This is a genomic window from Polynucleobacter sp. (assembly GCF_030693775.1).
Classification (GTDB): domain Bacteria; phylum Pseudomonadota; class Gammaproteobacteria; order Burkholderiales; family Burkholderiaceae; genus Polynucleobacter.
In genome coordinates, this window is the sequence record NZ_JAUXZY010000004.1 from 292,352 (window position 1) to 311,074 (window position 18,723).

The 18,723-nt window shown below is 51.1% G+C and carries 17 protein-coding genes; 11 read left to right on the forward strand and 6 right to left on the reverse strand.

The features are described 5' to 3' along the window. The first annotated feature begins 87 nt into the window (after positions 1-87). The 9 genes from Q8M75_RS04280 to Q8M75_RS04320 all read left to right on the forward strand — a co-directional run bounded on the left by Q8M75_RS04280 (position 88) and on the right by Q8M75_RS04320 (position 8,866). Positions 88-885, forward strand: a complete 798-nt coding sequence (locus tag Q8M75_RS04280; protein WP_305486542.1) for an AzlC family ABC transporter permease — start codon at positions 88-90, stop codon at positions 883-885. Between the two features lies 1 nt (position 886). Next, positions 887-1,228 (forward strand): AzlD domain-containing protein, encoded by a 342-nt coding sequence (locus tag Q8M75_RS04285; protein ID WP_305486544.1) that lies wholly within the window; start codon positions 887-889, stop codon positions 1,226-1,228. Positions 1,229-1,263: 35 nt separating this feature from the next. Further along, on the forward strand, positions 1,264-2,475 hold the full coding sequence (locus Q8M75_RS04290; protein ID WP_305486546.1) for a phosphoglycerate kinase: 1,212 nt from the start codon (positions 1,264-1,266) through the stop codon (positions 2,473-2,475). Positions 2,476-2,489: 14 nt separating this feature from the next. Next, positions 2,490-3,926 (forward strand): pyruvate kinase, encoded by a 1,437-nt coding sequence (gene pyk, locus Q8M75_RS04295; protein WP_305486548.1) that lies wholly within the window; start codon positions 2,490-2,492, stop codon positions 3,924-3,926. Positions 3,927-3,965: 39 nt separating this feature from the next. After that, the gene (fba, locus tag Q8M75_RS04300; protein WP_305486550.1) at positions 3,966-5,030 is read left to right on the forward strand and encodes a class II fructose-bisphosphate aldolase; all 1,065 of its coding nucleotides are present in this window, start codon (positions 3,966-3,968) and stop codon (positions 5,028-5,030) included. 4 nt (positions 5,031-5,034) lie between these two features. Then, on the forward strand, positions 5,035-5,937 hold the full coding sequence (locus Q8M75_RS04305) for a phosphoribosylaminoimidazolesuccinocarboxamide synthase (protein WP_305486552.1): 903 nt from the start codon (positions 5,035-5,037) through the stop codon (positions 5,935-5,937). A gap of 83 nt (positions 5,938-6,020) precedes the next feature. Next, positions 6,021-6,527, forward strand: coding sequence for a 5-(carboxyamino)imidazole ribonucleotide mutase (gene purE, locus Q8M75_RS04310; RefSeq protein WP_305486555.1), 507 nt, complete (start codon positions 6,021-6,023; stop codon positions 6,525-6,527). A gap of 3 nt (positions 6,528-6,530) precedes the next feature. After that, a complete protein-coding gene (locus Q8M75_RS04315) occupies positions 6,531-7,742 on the forward strand; it encodes a 5-(carboxyamino)imidazole ribonucleotide synthase (protein WP_305486557.1) in 1,212 nt (403 codons plus the stop codon). A gap of 14 nt (positions 7,743-7,756) precedes the next feature. Continuing rightward, positions 7,757-8,866: an L-threonylcarbamoyladenylate synthase gene (locus tag Q8M75_RS04320; RefSeq protein WP_305486559.1), complete on the forward strand. Its 1,110-nt coding sequence runs from the start codon at positions 7,757-7,759 to the stop codon at positions 8,864-8,866. Here Q8M75_RS04320 and dacB read toward each other — a convergent pair. The 4 genes from dacB to Q8M75_RS04340 form a co-directional block, all read right to left on the reverse strand. Continuing rightward, positions 8,812-10,365, reverse strand: a complete 1,554-nt coding sequence (dacB, locus tag Q8M75_RS04325; protein WP_305486561.1) for a D-alanyl-D-alanine carboxypeptidase/D-alanyl-D-alanine-endopeptidase — start codon at positions 10,363-10,365, stop codon at positions 8,812-8,814. The two genes, Q8M75_RS04320 and dacB, sit on opposite strands and share 55 nt — an antisense overlap. 92 nt (positions 10,366-10,457) lie before the next feature. After that, positions 10,458-12,911, reverse strand: coding sequence for an ATP-binding protein (locus Q8M75_RS04330; RefSeq protein ID WP_305486564.1), 2,454 nt, complete (start codon positions 12,909-12,911; stop codon positions 10,458-10,460). Further along, the gene (locus Q8M75_RS04335; protein ID WP_305486566.1) at positions 12,908-13,531 is read right to left on the reverse strand and encodes a response regulator transcription factor; all 624 of its coding nucleotides are present in this window, start codon (positions 13,529-13,531) and stop codon (positions 12,908-12,910) included. Before Q8M75_RS04335 ends, Q8M75_RS04330 begins: the two co-directional genes overlap by 4 nt. Continuing rightward, entirely contained in the window at positions 13,528-14,394 is an 867-nt protein-coding gene (locus tag Q8M75_RS04340) for a diguanylate phosphodiesterase (protein ID WP_305486569.1), read from the reverse strand. The genes Q8M75_RS04335 and Q8M75_RS04340 overlap by 4 nt, the downstream gene beginning before the upstream one ends. 281 nt (positions 14,395-14,675) lie before the next feature. On the opposite strand from Q8M75_RS04340, the gene Q8M75_RS04345 reads away from it, so the two are divergent. Continuing rightward, entirely contained in the window at positions 14,676-14,966 is a 291-nt protein-coding gene (locus Q8M75_RS04345) for a co-chaperone GroES (RefSeq protein ID WP_108469691.1), read from the forward strand. Between the two features lie 27 nt (positions 14,967-14,993). After that, entirely contained in the window at positions 14,994-16,646 is a 1,653-nt protein-coding gene (groL, locus tag Q8M75_RS04350; RefSeq protein ID WP_305486573.1) for a chaperonin GroEL, read from the forward strand. A gap of 73 nt (positions 16,647-16,719) precedes the next feature. On the opposite strand, the gene Q8M75_RS04355 is transcribed toward groL, so the two are convergent. After that, on the reverse strand, positions 16,720-18,069 hold the full coding sequence (locus Q8M75_RS04355; protein WP_305486575.1) for a sensor histidine kinase: 1,350 nt from the start codon (positions 18,067-18,069) through the stop codon (positions 16,720-16,722). Further along, on the reverse strand, positions 18,056-18,718 hold the full coding sequence (locus Q8M75_RS04360; RefSeq protein WP_305486577.1) for a response regulator transcription factor: 663 nt from the start codon (positions 18,716-18,718) through the stop codon (positions 18,056-18,058). The genes Q8M75_RS04355 and Q8M75_RS04360 overlap by 14 nt, the downstream gene beginning before the upstream one ends. Positions 18,719-18,723: the final 5 nt, after the last annotated feature.

Sequence of the window (18,723 nt, forward strand, 5' to 3'; positions counted from 1 at the left end):
TGTCCTGCAATCGACTTGCAAAACCAAGCTGCCTAACATGGGCTTTATTGTAGAGCAGGCGGCAGTGCTTCCTATAATGGGGTTCCAATGCCTAAGCACCCGAAAGCCCTTCTTATTCTGAGCCATTTGCCCTATTTTGCTTGGTCGCAGGATGAGCGGCTGGGTTTTCAGGATGGGTTGCGCACCATGTCAAGGTCGATGGTGACCATTTTTACCTGGGCTTTAGTTACCGGTTTGGCCATGGGGAAATCCACTTTAACCCTCTGGCAGGCTGTCAGCATGAGCCTGTTAGTTTTTGCGGGCACGGCGCAATTGGCCGCATTGCCCTTGATTGCGCTGGGTTTGCCGGTATGGACCATCTTAATCACGGCATTTATCGTCAATTTGCGCTTCGTCATCTTTAGTATTGGAATGCAGGCCCATTTTTACTTCCTGCCGCTGTGGCGCCGAGCCACTGTAGGCTACTTCACCGCCGATTTTAGTTATTTGATGTACACCGCGAGATACCCAGAAGCGCATCCCCCCCAGGAAAGCCCGGCTGCTCGCCGATCGCGCACGGCCTTTATGTATGGACTAACCACCGGCAATTGGAGCATTTGGCAAATGGGCTCGCTGCTGGGCATTGTCTTGGCAGGGCAAATTCCGCAAAGCTGGGGGCTGGAGTTTGCCGGTACTTTAGCCTTGATTGCGGTGATTGTGCCTATGCTGGATCGTGCCGCAGCGCGCTGGGCTGCTGGCGCTGCAGCGCTCGTTGCTGTTCTGAGCATGAGCCTGCCCTTTAAGCTCAATATTGTTCTGGCGATTGTTGCGGCAATTGCGGTCGGCATTGTCAGCGATCGCCGCCCCAAAGACCCCCAAGCCAACCGAGTTAGCGCGGGAGATTAGCGTGCCTACCCTCACTTCCCTCGAAATCAGCGCACTTATTGTGGGTATGGGCCTAGTCACTTTAGGGACACGGGGCTTTTTTATGTACTTGGGGGATCGGGTGCGGATGCCCGAACTCATTTTGCGTTCTATTCGGTATGCCCCGCTCGCAGCGATTGTGGCCATTTTGGCCCCGGAAATCCTCATGCCCGAGGGCGCCACAGAAATTAGCCAGTTTAATTGGGCTATTCCGCAGATTTGGGCTGGTTTAGCTGCTTTTGTGGCGTTTACCTGGCTGCGCAGCATGTTGCCAACCCTGATTATTGGCATGCTGGTTTACAGCGCCCTGCGCTACTGGTTTTAGAATGGGGGATTGTTCTTTTACCGAATTTCATTTCCATGTCCGATACCCTTTTTAAAGTAAAACGCCTCCATGACTTAGCGCAGGCTGGACTGTTAAAAGGTAAGCGGGTGCTGATCCGCTCCGATCTGAATGTGCCTCAGGACGAGGCTGGCAATATTACCGAAGACACCCGCATCCGCGCATCCATTCCGGCCATTGAAATTTGCCTACAAGCTGGGGCTGCAGTGATGGTGACCTCCCACTTGGGTAGACCAACCGAAGGTGAATTTAAGCCCGAAGATAGCTTGGCTCCAGTAGCGCATCGCATCGCAGAAATCCTCAATCGCAAAGTGCCTCTGATTAGCAAGTGGGTTGATGGCGGTTTTGATCTTCAGCCCGGCGATCTCGTGCTGCTGGAGAACTGCCGCGTCAATGTGGGCGAAAAGAAAAATAGCGAAGCACTTGCCAAAAAAATTGCCGCGCTCTGCGACGTCTATGTCAATGATGCGTTTGGTACAGCACATCGCGCTGAGGCCACGACGCATGGCGTCGCTCGGTTTGCACCGATTGCCTGTGCGGGACCACTCATGGCTGCTGAGCTCGACGCCTTGAGCCGAGCCCTCGCCAATCCCAAGCGACCCTTGATCGCCATTGTGGCCGGATCCAAAGTATCGAGCAAGCTGACGATTCTGAAAGCCTTGGCTGAAAAAGTCGATGAGCTGATTGTGGGCGGCGGCATTGCTAATACCTTCATGCTGGCTAAGGGTCTGCCCATCGGCAAGTCCTTAGCCGAGCCTGACCTCGTGAATGAGGCTAGAGAAATCATGGATCTGATGGAAAAGCGCGGCGCCCATGTGCCGATTCCAGAAGACGTAGTGGTGGCCAACGAACTCTCGCCATTGGCGCGCGCCAATCGGGTGCCGTCCAATGAGGTTGCCGAGGACGACATGATTTTGGATGTGGGTCCGAAGACCGCCGCACGACTATCTACTATGCTGGCCCATGCGGGCACGATAGTATGGAATGGGCCTTTAGGGGTTTTTGAGATTGATCAATTTGGTGGCGGTACCAAAATGATTGCAGCAGCCATTGCCCATTCCCCAGCGTTTTCGATTGCGGGTGGTGGCGATACCTTGGCAGCAATTGCCAAGTACGGCATCGAAAATCAAGTTGATTACATATCTACCGGTGGCGGCGCTTTCCTCGAGTTTTTGGAAGGCAAAACATTACCGGCGTTTGCAGTATTGGTTGAGCGAGGAAGCGAATAAAAAAGGAGCTTTTCATGTTACGAGCCACAAAGATTATTGCAACACTAGGACCAGCTTCAGAAAAGCCAGCAGTTTTGCGAGACATGATCCACGCCGGATTGGATGTGGTTCGACTGAACTTTTCGCATGGTACTGTTGAAGATCACCGCGCACGCCATGATTTGGTCCGATCGATTTGCGCTGAAGTGGGTCGTGAGCTTGGCATTATGGCGGACCTGCAAGGACCGAAGATTCGGGTGGGCAAGTTCGCAGACGGTAAAGCCATCCTCAAGGAAGGTGCCGCATTTATTCTGGATGTTGCCTGCGATCTAGGCAATGAAGAACGTGTCGGTCTTGACTACAAAAATTTACCGAATGATGTCCGTGCCGGCGATCGTCTACTCCTCAATGACGGCTTGATCGTATTGCGCGTGGAGTCGGTTAAGGGGGGTGAGATTCATACGCGCGTTGAGCTTGGTGGTGTACTTTCGAATAACAAGGGTATCAATCGCGCTGGTGGCGGTTTAACTGCTCCGGCATTGACCGAGAAGGACATTCTTGATTTGGATGCTGCGATTGCAATGGGCGTCGACTTTGTTGCCATCAGCTTTCCAAAAGATGGTGCGGATATGGCCTACGCCCGCAAATTAGCCGATGCAGCGAGTGCCAAGCATGGCGTACCTAAGGTCAAGTTAATTGCCAAAGTCGAGCGTGCCGAGGCGATTGAGCCCGATGCACTTAACAGCATCATTGCAGAGAGCGACGGCATTATGGTTGCACGCGGTGACCTCGCAATCGAGGTGGGCAACCCTGCTGTGCCAGCCCTACAAAAGCGCATGATCAAGTTGGCTCGTGAAGCTGATAAATTTACGATTACGGCCACGCAAATGATGGAGTCGATGATTAGTGCGCCTGTGCCAACGCGTGCCGAGGTCAGTGACGTTGCGAATGCGGTTTTGGATGGGACCGATGCAGTGATGTTGTCAGCAGAATCGGCCACGGGAATGTACCCCGTCAAGACGATTGAACAGATGGCAGAGATTTGCATCGAAGCAGAAAAATCAGAACAGGTTCGGCTTGATACCGACTTTTTAGATCAAACCTTCACTCGCATCGATCAGACGATTGCCTTGGGTGCTTTGTTTACAGCGCACCATTTACATGCCACCGCGATTGCTGCACTGACGCAGTCGGGATCCACCCCCATCTGGATGAGTCGCCATAATATTCATGTGCCTATTTTTGCCTTGACGCCCAATATCTCAACCCAACGTGTATTAAGTACCTATCGTAACGTCACTCCCTTGGGTTTGGCGCTGAGCAGCGATCGTGATACGGCATTGGCGCAGGTCGAGCAGCGCTTGAAGGAGCTCGGCGCTGTGAAAACAGGCGATACGATTGTGTTAACCATTGGCGCGCCGATGGGCTCTCCTGGCGGCACCAATACTTTAAAGATTGTCAACGTAAAATAAGAATCTGATTTTTTATCCTTTTATATAGAAGAGAGTGTTATGCCCCTTGTATCCATGCGCCAACTGTTAGACCATGCTGCTGAACACAGCTACGGATTGCCTGCTTTCAATGTGAATAACTTGGAGCAGGTACAAGCCATCATGATGGCGGCGGATGAGGTTGGTGCGCCTGTCATCATGCAAGCATCGGCAGGGGCACGAAAGTATGCGGGGGAAGCATTTTTGCGCCACTTGATTTCCGCGGCGGTTGAAGAGTATCCCCACATTCCAGTGGTAATGCACCAAGACCACGGTCAAAGTCCAGCAGTATGTATGGCGGCAATTAAAAGTGGCTTTACCAGTGTGATGATGGACGGCTCACTCGAGGCCGATGGTAAGTCGGTTGCGAGCTATGACTACAACGTTGCTGTATCGCAAGAAGTGGTGAAGTTCTCACACTCGATTGGTGTTACGGTAGAGGCAGAGCTCGGTGTTTTGGGCTCTCTCGAAACCATGATGGGCGATAAAGAAGATGGTCATGGCGCCGACGGCACGATGACGCGTGAGCAGTTGTTAACCGACGTCGAGCAAGCGGCTGACTTTGTACGTGCGACGCAATGCGATGCACTGGCGATTGCGATTGGCACCAGCCATGGCGCATATAAATTTACAAAGAAGCCAACCGGCGACATTTTGGCCATCACCCGCATTAAAGAAATTAATCAGCGCATTCCCAATACTCATTTAGTGATGCACGGCTCCTCCAGTGTTCCACAAGAGTTGCTTGCTGAGATTCGGGCTTTTGGTGGCGATATGAAAGAAACCTACGGCGTGCCCGTAGAGGAAATACAAGAAGGCATCAAGCACGGCGTGCGTAAGATTAATATCGACACCGATATTCGCTTGGCGATGACGGCTGCGATCCGCCGCTATCTGTTTGAGAACCCCGGTAAATTTGATCCACGCGACTACCTCAAGCCAGCGCGCGAAGCGGCAAAAGCCATCTGCGTTGCACGTTACACCTCGTTTGGTTGTGCTGGTCAGGCAGCGAAAATTAAACCCGTGTCCCTCGAAAAAATGGCTGAGCGCTATCGCGCCGGTCAGCTTGCCCAGATCGTGAAGTAATGCAATGAAAAAAGCATTGCACGCAACCTCGATTACCTCTTTACCTTTGTTATCCAAAGGCAAGGTGCGCGACGTATATGAGTTAGGCAAGGACCGTTTGCTGATGATCACAACCGATCGCTTATCAGCATTTGATGTGATTTTGCCGCAGCCTATTCCTGAAAAAGGAATCATCCTCAATCAAATGGCGAATTTTTGGTTTGACAAATTAGCCCATGTGATTCCAAACCACCTTACTGGTATTGATCCTGCCAGCGTAGTGACGGCAGACGAGGTGGAGCAGGTGCAAGGGCGTGCGGTGGTAGCGAAGCGGCTTAAGCCCATTTTGGTTGAGGCGGTGGTGCGCGGTTATTTGGCTGGTAGTGGCTGGAAAGACTATCAAGCAACCGGCAGCGTGTGCGGCGTTCCTTTGCCGCCTGGCTTGCAAAATGCCCAAAAGTTAGCCCAACCCATTTTTACGCCTGCTGCTAAATCAGCCATGGGCGAGCACGATGAAAATATCTCATTTGAAGAAGTGGTGCAGCGCATTGGTGCACCCTTAGCCAATCAAATTCGAGATGTCAGCATTCGCCTGTATGAGGAAGCGTCGCGCTATGCCGCTACCCGCGGCATCATCATCGCTGACACCAAGTTTGAGTTTGGTTTAGATGAAGCCAATCAGCTGGTTCTGATGGATGAGATTCTGACCGCAGATTCTTCCCGCTTTTGGCCTGCTGAGACCTACCAGCCTGGTACGAATCCCCCATCGTATGACAAGCAATTTATACGCGACTGGTTGGAGCAAGTTCGGATCGATGGCAAGCCGTGGCCTAAAACCCCTCCGGCCCCGGATCTGCCCAATGATGTGATCGAAAAGACCGCGGAAAAGTACCGCGAGGCCCTCACGCGCCTAAGTCAGGCAGTCTAATTGGCAGTCATTCCGCTGGAGTCCCTGCCAAAAGGCTGGGATAATAGATCCTCTTTTCGTATCCGGCATAAGTGGAGCAGGTCATGAGCACAGGTTCAAACACAACAGCAGTCGTTGGCATTGTGATGGGTTCCAATTCCGATTGGGACGTCATGCAGCATGCCGCCCAAATGCTAGACCAGTTTGGTGTGCCTTATGAGGCCCAGGTTTTATCTGCGCACCGCATGCCTGATGATATGTTTGCGTATGCAGAAGCAGCGCGTGGTCGGGGTCTGCGGGCAATTATTGCCGGCGCAGGTGGTGCCGCCCATTTACCAGGCATGCTTGCCTCTAAAACTCTCGTGCCGGTTTTTGGTGTGCCCGTTCCCAGCAAGTACTTGCGCGGTGAAGACTCCTTGTATTCGATTGTGCAAATGCCCAAGGGTATTCCAGTGGCTACCTTTGCGATTGGTGAGGCGGGTGCTGCCAATGCTGCATTGCACGTCATTGCTATTTTGGCTGCGCACGATGCTGATTTGATGACAGCCCTCGAAAGTTTTCGCAGTAAACAGACCGCGCAAGCCCAAGCCATGGAATTAGCAGCTAAGTAATTGATGAGTATGAACGCAGCTTCTTCTTCGGGCATTTGTAAATCACCGGCGTGGCTCGGTATTTTGGGTGGCGGCCAGCTTGGGCGCATGTTCATCCATGAAGCCCAGTCTTTGGGATTTAAAGTCTGCGTACTCGATCCTGATCCACTCAGTCCAGGGGGGTCAGTTGCTGAAAAACATTTATGTGCCGATTACCTTGATACGGCCGCCCTTTCTGAAATGGCCAGTTTGTGTTCCGCCATTAGTACCGAGTTTGAAAACGTTCCTGCACAAGCGCTCGACTTTTTTAAGGCACGCGGGCTATTTGTTGCTCCGGATAGCAGCTGCGTCTCGATTGCACAAGACCGCATAAAAGAAAAAGCATTTTTAGCGCAGTGCGCCCCCATCTCTGGAGTGTGTCCGGTGCCGTATGGCGTGATTCATAGCGAAGCCGATTTGGCCTTGCTTGCAGATGATCTCTTCCCCGGTATTTTGAAAACAGTGCGCCTCGGTTATGACGGCAAAGGCCAAGTGACGGTTCAGTCGCGCGATCAATTGGCAGCGGCTTGGGCTGATTTAGGTCGGGTTGCGTGTGTATTGGAAAAGCGCATGGCATTGGCTTTTGAGGTATCGGCGATTGTGGCGCGCGGGCATGACGGCGATATCCGGTCTTTTCCTCCGGCAGAAAACATCCATCGCCAAGGCATCTTGCATACCAGTACTGTGCCTTCACCATCCTTGCAGCAGCATCCCGCTTTACTCGAGCGGATTCAAAAAGCAACCAGTGCCATTGCGCAGGAGATGAAGTATGTCGGCGTACTTTGCGTTGAATACTTTGTGCTTACCGACGGCAGCATCGTTGCCAATGAAGTAGCGCCGCGTCCTCATAATTCGGGGCACTACACCATGGATGCCTGTGTTACGAGTCAGTTTCAGCAGCAGGTCAGGGCAATGGCTCGCCTGCCGCTCGGCGATACCCGCTTACTCAGCCCCGTTGCCATGCTCAATATTTTGGGTGATGTGTGGTTTATCAAGGAAGACAAACAGCAAACGACTGCAAGCGAGCCAGCATGGGAGCGCGTCCTCAGTCACCCTGACGCAAAACTGCATTTGTACGGTAAGGCATCCCCTTTGCCCGGTCGCAAAATGGGCCATGTCAATTGCCTTGGCCAATCCCTGGATGAGGCGCGGCAGAATTGCTCTGCTGTTGCCGGCGATTTAGGTATCGCTCCTTAAGTGATGCTGTAGTAGTGAAAGCCGACCCGCAGCCCACCATCAGCACAGCTGAATTGCAGCAAGCAGTAGAGCAAGCAGTACGGCGCTTACAGCAGGGCGGTTTGGTTGCGATTCCGACGGAGACGGTTTATGGACTGGCAGCCGATGCAAGCAATGAACAGGCGGTGCGACGCATCTTCTCTGCCAAAGGTAGGCCGGCAGACCATCCCCTGATTGTGCATCTGGCAGCGCCATCAATAGCAGAGGCATCAGAAATCAATCGATCGGATGCCTGGTTTAAGTTGATTGCGCCTTGGGTACGCGATCTTCCAGAAGAGGCAATGCGTTTGGTAGAGGCCTTCTGGCCAGGCCCCTTAACACTAGTGCTAAAAAAAGATAAACACGTGCTGAGCGCGGTGACTGGTGGTCAAGACACCATTGCATTGCGCTCACCTGATCACCCCGTCGCGCAAGCCCTCTTGCAGGAATTTGGTGGTGGTTTGGCCGCGCCATCGGCGAACCGTTTTGGTAAGGTATCGCCCACCCGGGCTGCGGATGTCAGCGCTGAATTCAGTGACCAAGCAGATTTGCTAATCCTGGATGGTGGCGATTGCACTGTTGGTATTGAGTCGACGATTGTGGATCTGTCATCGGGTGCCCCAGTCTTGCTGCGTCCTGGTGCGATTACGCCAGAGCAGATTGAGCAGAAAACAGGAGTACGTGTATTAGCAGCCGGAGCACGTGCTGATGCGGACACAAGCACGCCACGTGTATCAGGCAGCCTTAAAGCCCATTACGCACCCAACACACCATTGCGTTTGTACGCCGCTGGTGCAGCGCTCGATTGCATTTCGCAATACCCAGATACCAAATCCCATGTAGCCCTGGTAGTGTGGGAGTCGGAGCAAATGCGCGACCCACATGTCTTGGGCGCATCGCACATTCAGCAGGTACCGATTCCGGAGCAGAGTGACTTATTTGCTAGCCGGCTATACCGATTATTGCGTGACTTAGATGACCATACGTGGGATTTAATCGTGATGCCCGAACCACCCATGGGGCAAGAGTGGGACGGGGTGCGAGACCGACTTCAGCGCGCTTGCTTTGGTTCGGGGCCGCCCGTTAGTAACCACGTCAGCAGTTGATCGTGGGCATCTAGGCCACGAAAGGCATTGGGGTGATTGATGAATGAGCTAACGGCATAGGTTTTGCCGGATTGGCTCATGACATAGCCCGAGATTGCCCGTACTTCCGCAAGTGATCCGGTCTTAATGCGTGCCTCCGGTTTGGTCTTGAGGTGTAAGAACTGACGCAATTGCCGTATCAGGCGGTTTTTCATGGTGCCATCGGATCCCGCTAAGGGTAAGGATTGCACAAAAAGATCTCCGGATGGAAGTTGGCGTGCAGTAATCAAGAGATCATTGAGGTGACGTGCGCTAATGGCTTCGTTGCGGGATAAGCCCGAACCATTTTCTAAAACCAATTCCGGAAAGTGCAGGCCACGTTGTTTGAGCCAGGCTTGCATGACCCGATCACTAGCGCCGATAGAGGCTGGCTTTCCTAAACGTTCTAAGCCAAGGGTTAAAAAGACTTGCCGCGCCATGACATTGTTGGAAAACTTATTGATATCGTTCACCGCATGGATTAATTGCCCGCCCTGAAATTCCAGTAATGGCCTTGCAAATAGCGGAACCTCACCGCTTTTCCCTTGCGGCTGCTTAGCCCAGGTGCCGCCGGCCAATTCCCATGCTGCAGAAAATCCCAGAGTTAAAAAAGTATTAGGATCTAGCGCCACTACGTTGTAGGCGATGTTTTTGCATGCGCTTGGAAACTCGCCATTAAAGAGAGCCTCCCACTGATCACTTTTACTTGGGTTTGATCCCAGCTGCTTCACGAGCTCAAACTGGATTTGTTTGCGCCAAGCATCGCACGTTTGATTGCTGGGGCGCAATTGATTGACAACCTTAAATTGCGTCAATGCTGGCGTATAGCTAATTGCAATGCGATCATTTTCGCGCGCTTGACTGACCTGGAAGGACAAGGTTCTGAACGCGTAGAGGAGTGGGTCCGGAGGCACGTTATAGGACCGCATTGACTCGCCATCGATGGTGGCGTGTTCCATCACTTCGGGGCTGTAGGCGCTGCGGTCAAAAATCAAATTCCCATCAATACGCTGAACGCCCAAATCGCGCAGACTTTTCATCATCTGCGCCAGCTCTTCAGGCACCAACTTGGGGTCGCCACTACCGCGCAGGTAAAGATTGCCTTTGAGAAGGCCATTGTTGATTTGGCCGTCCGTATACAGATTGGTATTCCAGCGGAACTGCGGACCTAGCAAATCGAGTGCGGCTAAAGTTGTTAGTAACTTGATTGCGGAGGCGGGATTCATCGATTGGTTTGCGCGCCAATCCAGAACCTCGCGCACGCTAGCTCCAGGAGCGCTGGGCAACTCCAAAACCGAAATACTCACCGCATCGCGCGGAATTTGATTCTTCGCGAGCGACTGCCATACGGCGGTCGGAACTTCGATTGGACCGCTAAGGGCGGATGCCCACAGAGACTGACTGCTCAGTCCGTAGAGCAGTAGCGCTAGCCATTGGAATGCAGGAAGGACTGCGCGATGTGAGGTAGAAAATAGTAGCACCGGCTTATGGTAAGCCAAAACAGCAAAAATACTAAAAAACGAATGACTTGCTCAGTTAAGGCCTGGGATCAATTTAGGTATGCTGAGCGCATTTATTCAAATGAAGCCCGGTTTAGAAAGGCATCAATCACGCCATTTTGTTTTAGGAGTAATTCTTTTAGTAGGGCAGCCCGCTTTGGGGTAGAGTCGGTGCGATTGGCCGCAAGGCTATCGAGGCGATTGGCAAAACGCAGGGCATTCATTAATAAGGCCCCACCCTTTATTTTATGAATCAGGCTACCCAATTCAGATTGGGATAGGGTCCCAGTCGATAGCTCTGCAATTGCCTGGTGGTGAACCTCCATGATTTCATGCAAGATCAGTCTGCCGATTTGATTTTGATCCGAACTGCCTTTACCGAGTTGTGGAAAAGCAATGGTATCCTCTTCTGCATCAAACTCCACTTCTACCATGGTGAAGTAGCGTGCTAATTCATTTTCAAGGGTTGCCAAATTGAGTGGCTTGATCAGAACGGCATTCATACCCGAAGCAAGCAGGCGATGCCGAATGTCTAGAGCATAAATATCGGCGGTAACGCCAATAATAATCAACTCCGTAAATCCATCGTCGCGGATCGATTGCGATAAATCTGCGCCATGCATGCCGGGCATGGAGTGGTCGGTGAGCATGACATGAAACTGATGCTGCTTAAGTAGGCTTAATGCCTGCCCAGCATTTTCACAGACAACCACCTTGGCTCCCAGTGCCTCTAATTGCAGGGATAGGACTTGACGGCTAGCGGGGTGATCCTCAACCACTAAGGCGCAGACTTGCTTGCCTTGGTGCTGCATGCGCTGGGCACTGTGCAAGGTTGCCTCGGTGATTAATCGATTGGAGGCTACTTGGGTTGTTCTGGGGAAGGCGGCAGAAAAATAGACATTGCTCCCCATTCCAGGTTCACTATCAAAATACAGCTGACTGTCCATCGATCGAATCAAATGGCTGCTAATAGTTAAGCCCAGGCCAGTGCCTTGCAGGGCATTGCCCGTCTGCGGTTGATGTTGGGCCCGGACTTGTTCAAATGGCTGAAGGGCAATGGCAATATCTGCGGGATTCATGCCAATACCGGTATCAATCACGCGAAACTCAATCAACTGCCCAGCGTGGTCATCAGCCAAGATGCGTACCGAAAAATGAATCGATCCTGCATTCGTAAACTTAATGGCGTTACTCAAGATGTTATTTAAAACTTGCCGCAGGCGTAAGGAGTCAACCATCAGCACTTCTGCAACGCGCAGGTCGAGATGGGTATGCATACTCAATTGGCGATTCGATGCAAAGATCGAAAAAGCCGCATCGATTTCCTCGACCAGGGTTTTAAGGCAACAGGGCTCTGGCGTTAAGGTGAGCTTGCCTGCCTCTATCTTCGAAAGATCAAGGACCTGATTGAGCATGCCCAAAAGCGACTCTGCTGAGGCATGAGCGCTCTGCAACAAGGGTTTCTCGCTATCTGGTAGGCGTGGGCTTTTGAGTAATAACTCTTGGACTCCCAAAATGGCATTCATCGGTGTTCGGATTTCATGGCTCATTTCAGCCAAAAAGTTGGATTTGGCATTGTTGGCGCGCTCCGCATGCTCCTTTTGTATTAGCAGAGCGGCATTCTGCAGTGCATGCTCTTTGCGATGGCGCTGCAACTGAATAATCCAAGCGAATCCGCCCAAGAGCATGGTACATAAAAAGCCAAACAAAATATGGCGCTTCCATGGCGCGTGATGCTGATGCATAAAGTCCAGATCAGCCCCGCCAGAATTGTCTCTTGGCTCAATACCAAAGCCAGGAATAGAAAAGATGGCACGTGATGCTACTGGATCAAGGGCATGCAGGGTCTTTTCCACAATGCCTTTGAAGGGTTTGGCATGATGGCTAATCAGCCAGCGGTATGCCAGTGGCTCGCGACCATATAGCCCATTCAGTTTTAAATGCCCCTCGTGTTCTGCGCGCATGGCATACCGCGCAAGCCGAATCGGCATCACGACAGCGTCGTACTCGCGCTTGATGAGTGCGGCAAATAGATGGGCCACGGATCGATGCTCCCCGCGTACAGAGTCCGTTCCAAAAAAAGCCGTTTTAGGGGCGATCACGGGATTGCCTACCAAAGTCTCTGTACGCGTGACCACCACCGCATGACCCCAAAATAAGGCGTCTGACCAGATGCCCGTATTTTCTTTTGAGAGGCGAGAGGGTGGATCAATTACAAAATCAATCGATTGCTTACTAAGTAGGTTGGCTAAGTCTGCATCGTTGCTGCGCCAAATCGGTAGGTACTGCTGCTGCGTTTGCTCGCTCAGTGCATCAATGAGGGATTGATAAACCCCAACTTGCCCATTTCCATCCAGAGGCGCAAGGTAGGGCGCATGTTGCTCATGAATACTGAAATACACCACTGGCTTTGCTTTGATCCACGCCTTCTCTGCCAGAGTGAGTTCAATGTGGTGTGCAAAAGCCGTACCGCAGTAAAGCAGTACGGCAGTGCAGGCAAATTGACCGAATGCAGTGACGCGCATCATCCCTCAATAATGTGGTTATTGCGGCAAAACATAATGAGGTCGGCAATATTGTTGATGCCCAACTTTTCAAAGATACGCGTTTTATAGGTTGCTACGGTTTTATTGCTGATGTGCAATAAGTCTGAAATGTGTTGATTGCTATTGCCTTTGCCCAAGTACTTCATGACTTGCAGTTCACGATCGGAGATGAGGGCTAGTTTCTCCTGGTCACTGAGTGAGCTATGGCCATTGCGTGTATGGGAAAAGCAAGCATAGCCTTGGGAGATCGCCACACAGGCCGCCAAGATAACATCAGCCCCGGCAGTTTTATTGATAAAACCATGCGCACCTAAGGAACGTACGCGTCCTCCATATACCTGCTCATCTAGGCTAGATAGAACGAGTAAGCGGATGTCGGGGTAAGTCAAACTAATACGGCGAATCACATCAAACCCGTCCGTCTTGGGCATATCGAGATCGAGAATCACAATATCGGGATTGATTTGCTTCACGCTTTGTAAGCACTCCTCTCCATTGCGGCACTGTCCTACTACTTCAAACAGCAATTGGTCCTGCAACATACTTTTGAGGGCCATCAACATGGCGGGATGATCGTCTACCAACATGACACTTTTCTTCATTGCCTATCTCCGTTCTGGTTTGTACTTCCATGGGGTTTCACTGCAAAAATGGCTTTCGCAATTCGACTGTCGCTGATATGAAGAATTTGGTGCCTACTGACGGGTGACATCATGAGTCCACCGTAGCAAAAATCTACCGGCAAAAGCCTGGCGTTTTCGAGGTCTTTAATTAAAGTAATGCCGTTGGCGTAGAGCATTGCGCCCAGCTCCCTTGCCATCGCGAGGGCATCGAGTAATTGGGCTTGTTGGTTCGCTACTGCAATATCGTCACTGCGCAGCTCCTGAATGGAAAAATGGATGCCGTCGAATTTAATTTCCTCTAGCCACTGCGGCTGAATTGACTGCGGGTTGGCATTCATCAGATGGAGCAGTACGCCGATGCGACGCAGGCGCAATAAACCTTCTTTGCAATTGATGCGCAGTGCATCGGGCGGCATTGTAGTTAGGCCGATGTGAACTAAGCCCACGGGGAGTCTGGAGTTCAAAATGAGATCGCATAGGGCATCAATACGCTGTGGGTTGGCAAGTACGCCAGGCGATAAGGGCAAGAGAATCTGAATGGGCCGGTTGCAGCAATGCCAGTAGCTGGCTGCATCCAATCCTTCCATGGAAAAGCGCAGTACCTGGGAGTCGCTTGCGCCTAAGAGGGGCCTGAACAAGGCGGCGGACATGGTATTGCCTGCCGCATTAAAAATGGGCTCGTAGCTGACGGTTTGGCGCTTAGACCAGTTGGCATTACTACCAGCGTCCTGGATTTCGTGGGCCAGATTGGGCACATGAGTGCCTTGGGCGTCCCGTAGCTCATGAAAAGGCTTGTTCTTCCATGCGTGAACAAGCGTATACAGCCGAGATTTGGGACTCATATGGTGTTCTCCAGTCGATGACTGTCCAGTCTAGGCAGGACAGGTCCGGGAAGTAAGCAGGCAGATCTGATTTGTGTGTAGGAAAAGACCTACAACAGGCTTTTATTGGGCCGCCCCTTGAAATCAGCGGGAATAGACCTATATAATCAGCACTCACTGCAATCGAGTGCTAAAGCGACCTTGACGGAGTCAAAATCGTTTTAACTTGAGGTGTAGAGATTATAACCCGACGATTTATATCGATTTTTATGTAGTTAACACTTACTAACTTAGGAGAAGGAATGAATTTACGTCCTTTACATGATCGCGTGATCATCAAGCGTATGGATCAAGAAACCAAGACTGCCTCAGGAATTGTTATTCCCGATGCAGCAGCCGAGAAACCAGACCAAGGCGAAGTTTTAGCCGTAGGTCCTGGCAAGCGCGATGACAGTGGGAAATTAAATGCCCCTGACGTCAAAGTAGGCGACCGGGTGTTGTTCGGCAAATATGCCGGCCAAACCGTCAAAGTAGGTGCAGATGAGCTTCTCGTAATGCGCGAAGAAGACATCATGGCCGTTGTTCAGAAGTAATTGAGAACATAAGAGAGGAATTCAATCATGGCAGCAAAAGACGTAGTATTTGGCGATAACGCCCGTACCAAGATGGTGGAGGGTGTCAACATCCTCGCCAACGCAGTAAAAGTTACCCTCGGACCAAAAGGCCGTAATGTTGTTATGGAGCGTTCGTTCGGCGGCCCCACCATCACCAAAGACGGTGTGAGCGTTGCAAAAGAAATTGAACTCAAAGACAAGCTTCAAAACATGGGCGCGCAGATGGTGAAGGAAGTTGCTTCCAAAACTGCTGATATCGCTGGTGATGGCACAACCACTGCAACCGTACTCGCACAAGCGATCGTGCGCGAAGTCATGAAGTACGTTGTTGCTGGCCACAACCCAATGGATTTGAAGCGCGGTATTGATAAGGCAGTAACAGCAGCCTTAGAAGAACTCAAAAAAATCAGCAAGCCTTGCACCACCACCAAAGAAATCGCCCAAGTCGGTTCGATCTCTGCAAACAGCGATGTGAGCATTGGTCAGCGTATTGCTGAGGCGATGGAAAAAGTCGGTAAAGAAGGCGTGATTACCGTTGAAGATGGTAAGTCACTTGAAGACGAACTCGAAGTCGTTGAAGGTATGCAGTTTGATCGTGGCTACCTCTCGCCTTACTTCATCAATCAGCCAGAGAAGCAAGTGGCTGTATTGGAAAGCCCATACATCCTCTTGTTTGACAAGAAGATCAGCAACATTCGTGATCTCTTGCCAGTACTTGAGCAAGTTGCCAAATCGGGTCGTCCATTGATGATCGTTGCGGAAGACGTCGAAGGCGAAGCCTTGGCTACTTTGGTTGTGAACAACATCCGCGGCATTATTAAGACCTGTGCTGTGAAGGCGCCTGGTTTCGGTGATCGCCGTAAAGCCATGCTCGAAGACATCGCTATTCTGACTGGCGGTCAAGTGATTGCCGAAGAAATTGGCTTAACCCTTGAGAAAACCACCCTCGAGCATTTGGGTCAAGCCAAGCGCGTTGAGATTGGTAAAGAAAACACCATCATCATCGACGGTGCTGGCGATGCTAAAGCCATTGAAGCGCGTGTGAAGAACATTCGCGTTCAAATCGACGAGGCAACCAGCGATTACGATCGTGAAAAATTGCAAGAGCGCGTTGCCAAGTTGGCAGGCGGTGTTGCAGTGATTCGTGTTGGCGCTGCTACTGAAGTCGAAATGAAAGAGAAAAAAGCGCGCGTTGACGACGCTCTGCACGCAACCCGTGCAGCAGTGGAAGAAGGCATTGTTCCTGGCGGCGGCGTAGCACTCATTCGTGCTAAGCAAGGCATCATGGGCCTCAAAGGCGACAATCCAGACCAAGATGCTGGTATCAGCATTGTTCTGCGCGCCATGGAAGAGCCACTGCGCATCATCGTTTCCAACGCAGGTGACGAGGCTAGCGTGGTTGTGAATGCGGTAATGGCCAGCAAGGGTAACAACGGCTATAACGCAGCCACCAGCGAGTACGGCGATTTGGTAGCTCAGGGTGTTATCGATCCTACCAAGGTAACTAAAACTGCATTGGTGAATGCGGCTTCGGTTGCAGCGCTGCTCCTGACAACCGACTGTGCAATCTGCGAGTCTCCAAAAGAAGACGGCGCAGGCGGCATGCCCGATATGAGCGGTATGGGCGGCGGCATGGGTGGTATGGGCGGTATGATGTAATGATCTAGCCTAGCTAGAACAGAAAGGGCAGCCTAGCTGCCCTTTTTCTTTGGTGATTATTGCTAGAAACAAATTAATCAGATCGCGGTAACTGTACTGCGACTTTGAGACCGCCTAGTGATGATTGATTCATCTGCATTTTCCCTCCGTAGATGGAAATGAGCTCATCGACGATGGCTAAGCCAAGCCCAGTACCAGGAGTAAATTCATCGAGCCGCACGCCACGACGCACAACATTGGCATAGTCATCAGGAGCGATCCCCGGGCCGTCATCCTCAATAGCGATCGTGACCCAGCCCTTTTCTTTGGAGATCGAAATAAACACCTGTGTACTTGCCCATTTGCAGGCGTTATCAATCACATTACCTAGGATTTCATGTAAATCGTGCTCATCCCCGTTAAATTGAACGGCGGACTCAGATGCATGAATAGTCATCGTCAACGATTTATCTGCATAGATCTTTTCCATCACCCGTACCATCGATTGAATTGCTCCAACAACCGGAGTTTTTAGTGTGATGTTACGGCTGCGCGTGATGGTTTTTGCCCGTGCAAGGCTCCAGTCAACCTGTTCTTTAGCAAGTCTAGTTTGCTCAAGAACGAGCTGACGAAAATCGGCATCATGAATTGTTTTGCTCGCGATGGCATTGGTAATGACAGCTAAAGGAGTTTTGATTGCATGTGCGAGATTGCCCGCCTGAATTTGTGCTTTGCTAACCAACTGCTTGTTTTGCTCCAGAACTGAATTAAAGTCATCTACCAAGGGACTAAATTCATTGGGATATTGGCCTTCGATGCAGGCGGCATCCCCATTGCGTAAACGAAGCATGGCTTTTTTTAGTTTGCTCAGTGGCGATAGCCCAATCGTAATTTGCAATACCACCATACTTAGTAACGCAGCAGCCAAGATCGTGAGATACCACTGTATTTGCGATTGGAATTGGCGTATTGATTGATCTAGCGCTGCTGTATCTTCCGCAACGGTGAGTAAAAAATGGATTGGAATGAGGCCATCTAGTTCAATTGCTTGTGATCGGGCCATTAGATGTTGGCCTTGACTGGTATTGATGTCATAAAAAGAGGCTTTATCGGGCGAATGAACTTGCAGTGTTGTATCCCATAGCGAACGAGACCGAATGATTTTTCCATCGGGTAAATTGGCCTGCCAATACAGTCCCGAAAGGGGGCTGGACCAGCGAGGCTCATTTGCTGGAGCCTTAAAAATAAGTTCGCCGGTCTTGGGGTCTTGCCCAGCAAGACTGGCAACCTGGAGAAAGCGGGATTGCAGTGCAGATTGAAATTGCCGAGTAGCATGCTCTTCAAAAAGGGTGCCAATGAGAGAGCTAGCGAATGCTAGGGCGATTGCAATGCCTACTAAGGAGGCAATTGCAATCCGAAAGCGAATCGAATTAAAGATCATCATTTAGGCGATAACCTAAGCCTCTAATGGTTTCAATCAGCCCCTCGGGTATTTTCTTGCGCAGGCGGGCAATGAAAACCTCAATGGTGTTGGAATCAGGGTCCTCGTTGTATGCATAAATATGCCCACCTAGCGTTGCACGATCAATCACTTCGTTCGGATGATGCATTAGATATTCAAGCAACTTAAATTCATGGGCAGTTAAGGTAATCGGATTGCCATCCAAAGACACCTTGCTACTACGGGTATCTAAACGCAGCCCTTTAATCGACAGGACAGGGGATGAGTGCCCCGCCGTTCGCCGAATCACACTCCGAATACGGGCTAAGAGCTCTTCCATGTGAAATGGTTTAGTCAGATAATCATCTGCGCCCGCATCGATGCCAGATACCTTTTCGCTCCAGTTGTCCCGTGCGGTCAGAATAATAACGGGTAGTTTTTTTCTGGCAAGGCGCCAGCCCTTTAAAACGGATATTCCGTCAAGTTTAGGAAGGCCCAGATCTAAGATGGCAACATCAAAGGCCTCCTCTTTGCCCATATGGAGGCCGTCCTCGCCGTTGTTGGCGATATCCACCGCATAGCCCTGCTCTTCTAAGGCTATACGCAATTGTGCGCAGAGGGTGGGCTCATCTTCGACGATTAATATGCGCATTTGAA

What these genes read in the sequence shown, in the direction of transcription:
- Q8M75_RS04280 (WP_305486542.1), top strand. Translation starts at nt 88, where the DNA reads ATGCCTAAGCACCCGAAAGCCCTTCTTATTCTGAGCCATTTGCCCTAT.
- Q8M75_RS04290 (WP_305486546.1), top strand. Translation starts at nt 1,264, where the DNA reads ATGTCCGATACCCTTTTTAAAGTAAAACGCCTCCATGACTTAGCGCAG.
- pyk (WP_305486548.1), top strand. Translation starts at nt 2,490, where the DNA reads ATGTTACGAGCCACAAAGATTATTGCAACACTAGGACCAGCTTCAGAA.
- fba (WP_305486550.1), top strand. Translation starts at nt 3,966, where the DNA reads ATGCCCCTTGTATCCATGCGCCAACTGTTAGACCATGCTGCTGAACAC.
- Q8M75_RS04305 (WP_305486552.1), top strand. Translation starts at nt 5,035, where the DNA reads ATGAAAAAAGCATTGCACGCAACCTCGATTACCTCTTTACCTTTGTTA.
- purE (WP_305486555.1), top strand. Translation starts at nt 6,021, where the DNA reads ATGAGCACAGGTTCAAACACAACAGCAGTCGTTGGCATTGTGATGGGT.
- Q8M75_RS04315 (WP_305486557.1), top strand. Translation starts at nt 6,531, where the DNA reads ATGAGTATGAACGCAGCTTCTTCTTCGGGCATTTGTAAATCACCGGCG.
- Q8M75_RS04330 (WP_305486564.1), bottom strand. Translation starts at nt 12,911, where the DNA reads ATGATGCGCGTCACTGCATTCGGTCAATTTGCCTGCACTGCCGTACTG.
- Q8M75_RS04335 (WP_305486566.1), bottom strand. Translation starts at nt 13,531, where the DNA reads ATGAAGAAAAGTGTCATGTTGGTAGACGATCATCCCGCCATGTTGATG.
- Q8M75_RS04340 (WP_305486569.1), bottom strand. Translation starts at nt 14,394, where the DNA reads ATGAGTCCCAAATCTCGGCTGTATACGCTTGTTCACGCATGGAAGAAC.
- Q8M75_RS04345 (WP_108469691.1), top strand. Translation starts at nt 14,676, where the DNA reads ATGAATTTACGTCCTTTACATGATCGCGTGATCATCAAGCGTATGGAT.
- groL (WP_305486573.1), top strand. Translation starts at nt 14,994, where the DNA reads ATGGCAGCAAAAGACGTAGTATTTGGCGATAACGCCCGTACCAAGATG.
- Q8M75_RS04355 (WP_305486575.1), bottom strand. Translation starts at nt 18,069, where the DNA reads ATGATGATCTTTAATTCGATTCGCTTTCGGATTGCAATTGCCTCCTTA.
- Q8M75_RS04360 (WP_305486577.1), bottom strand. Translation starts at nt 18,718, where the DNA reads ATGCGCATATTAATCGTCGAAGATGAGCCCACCCTCTGCGCACAATTG.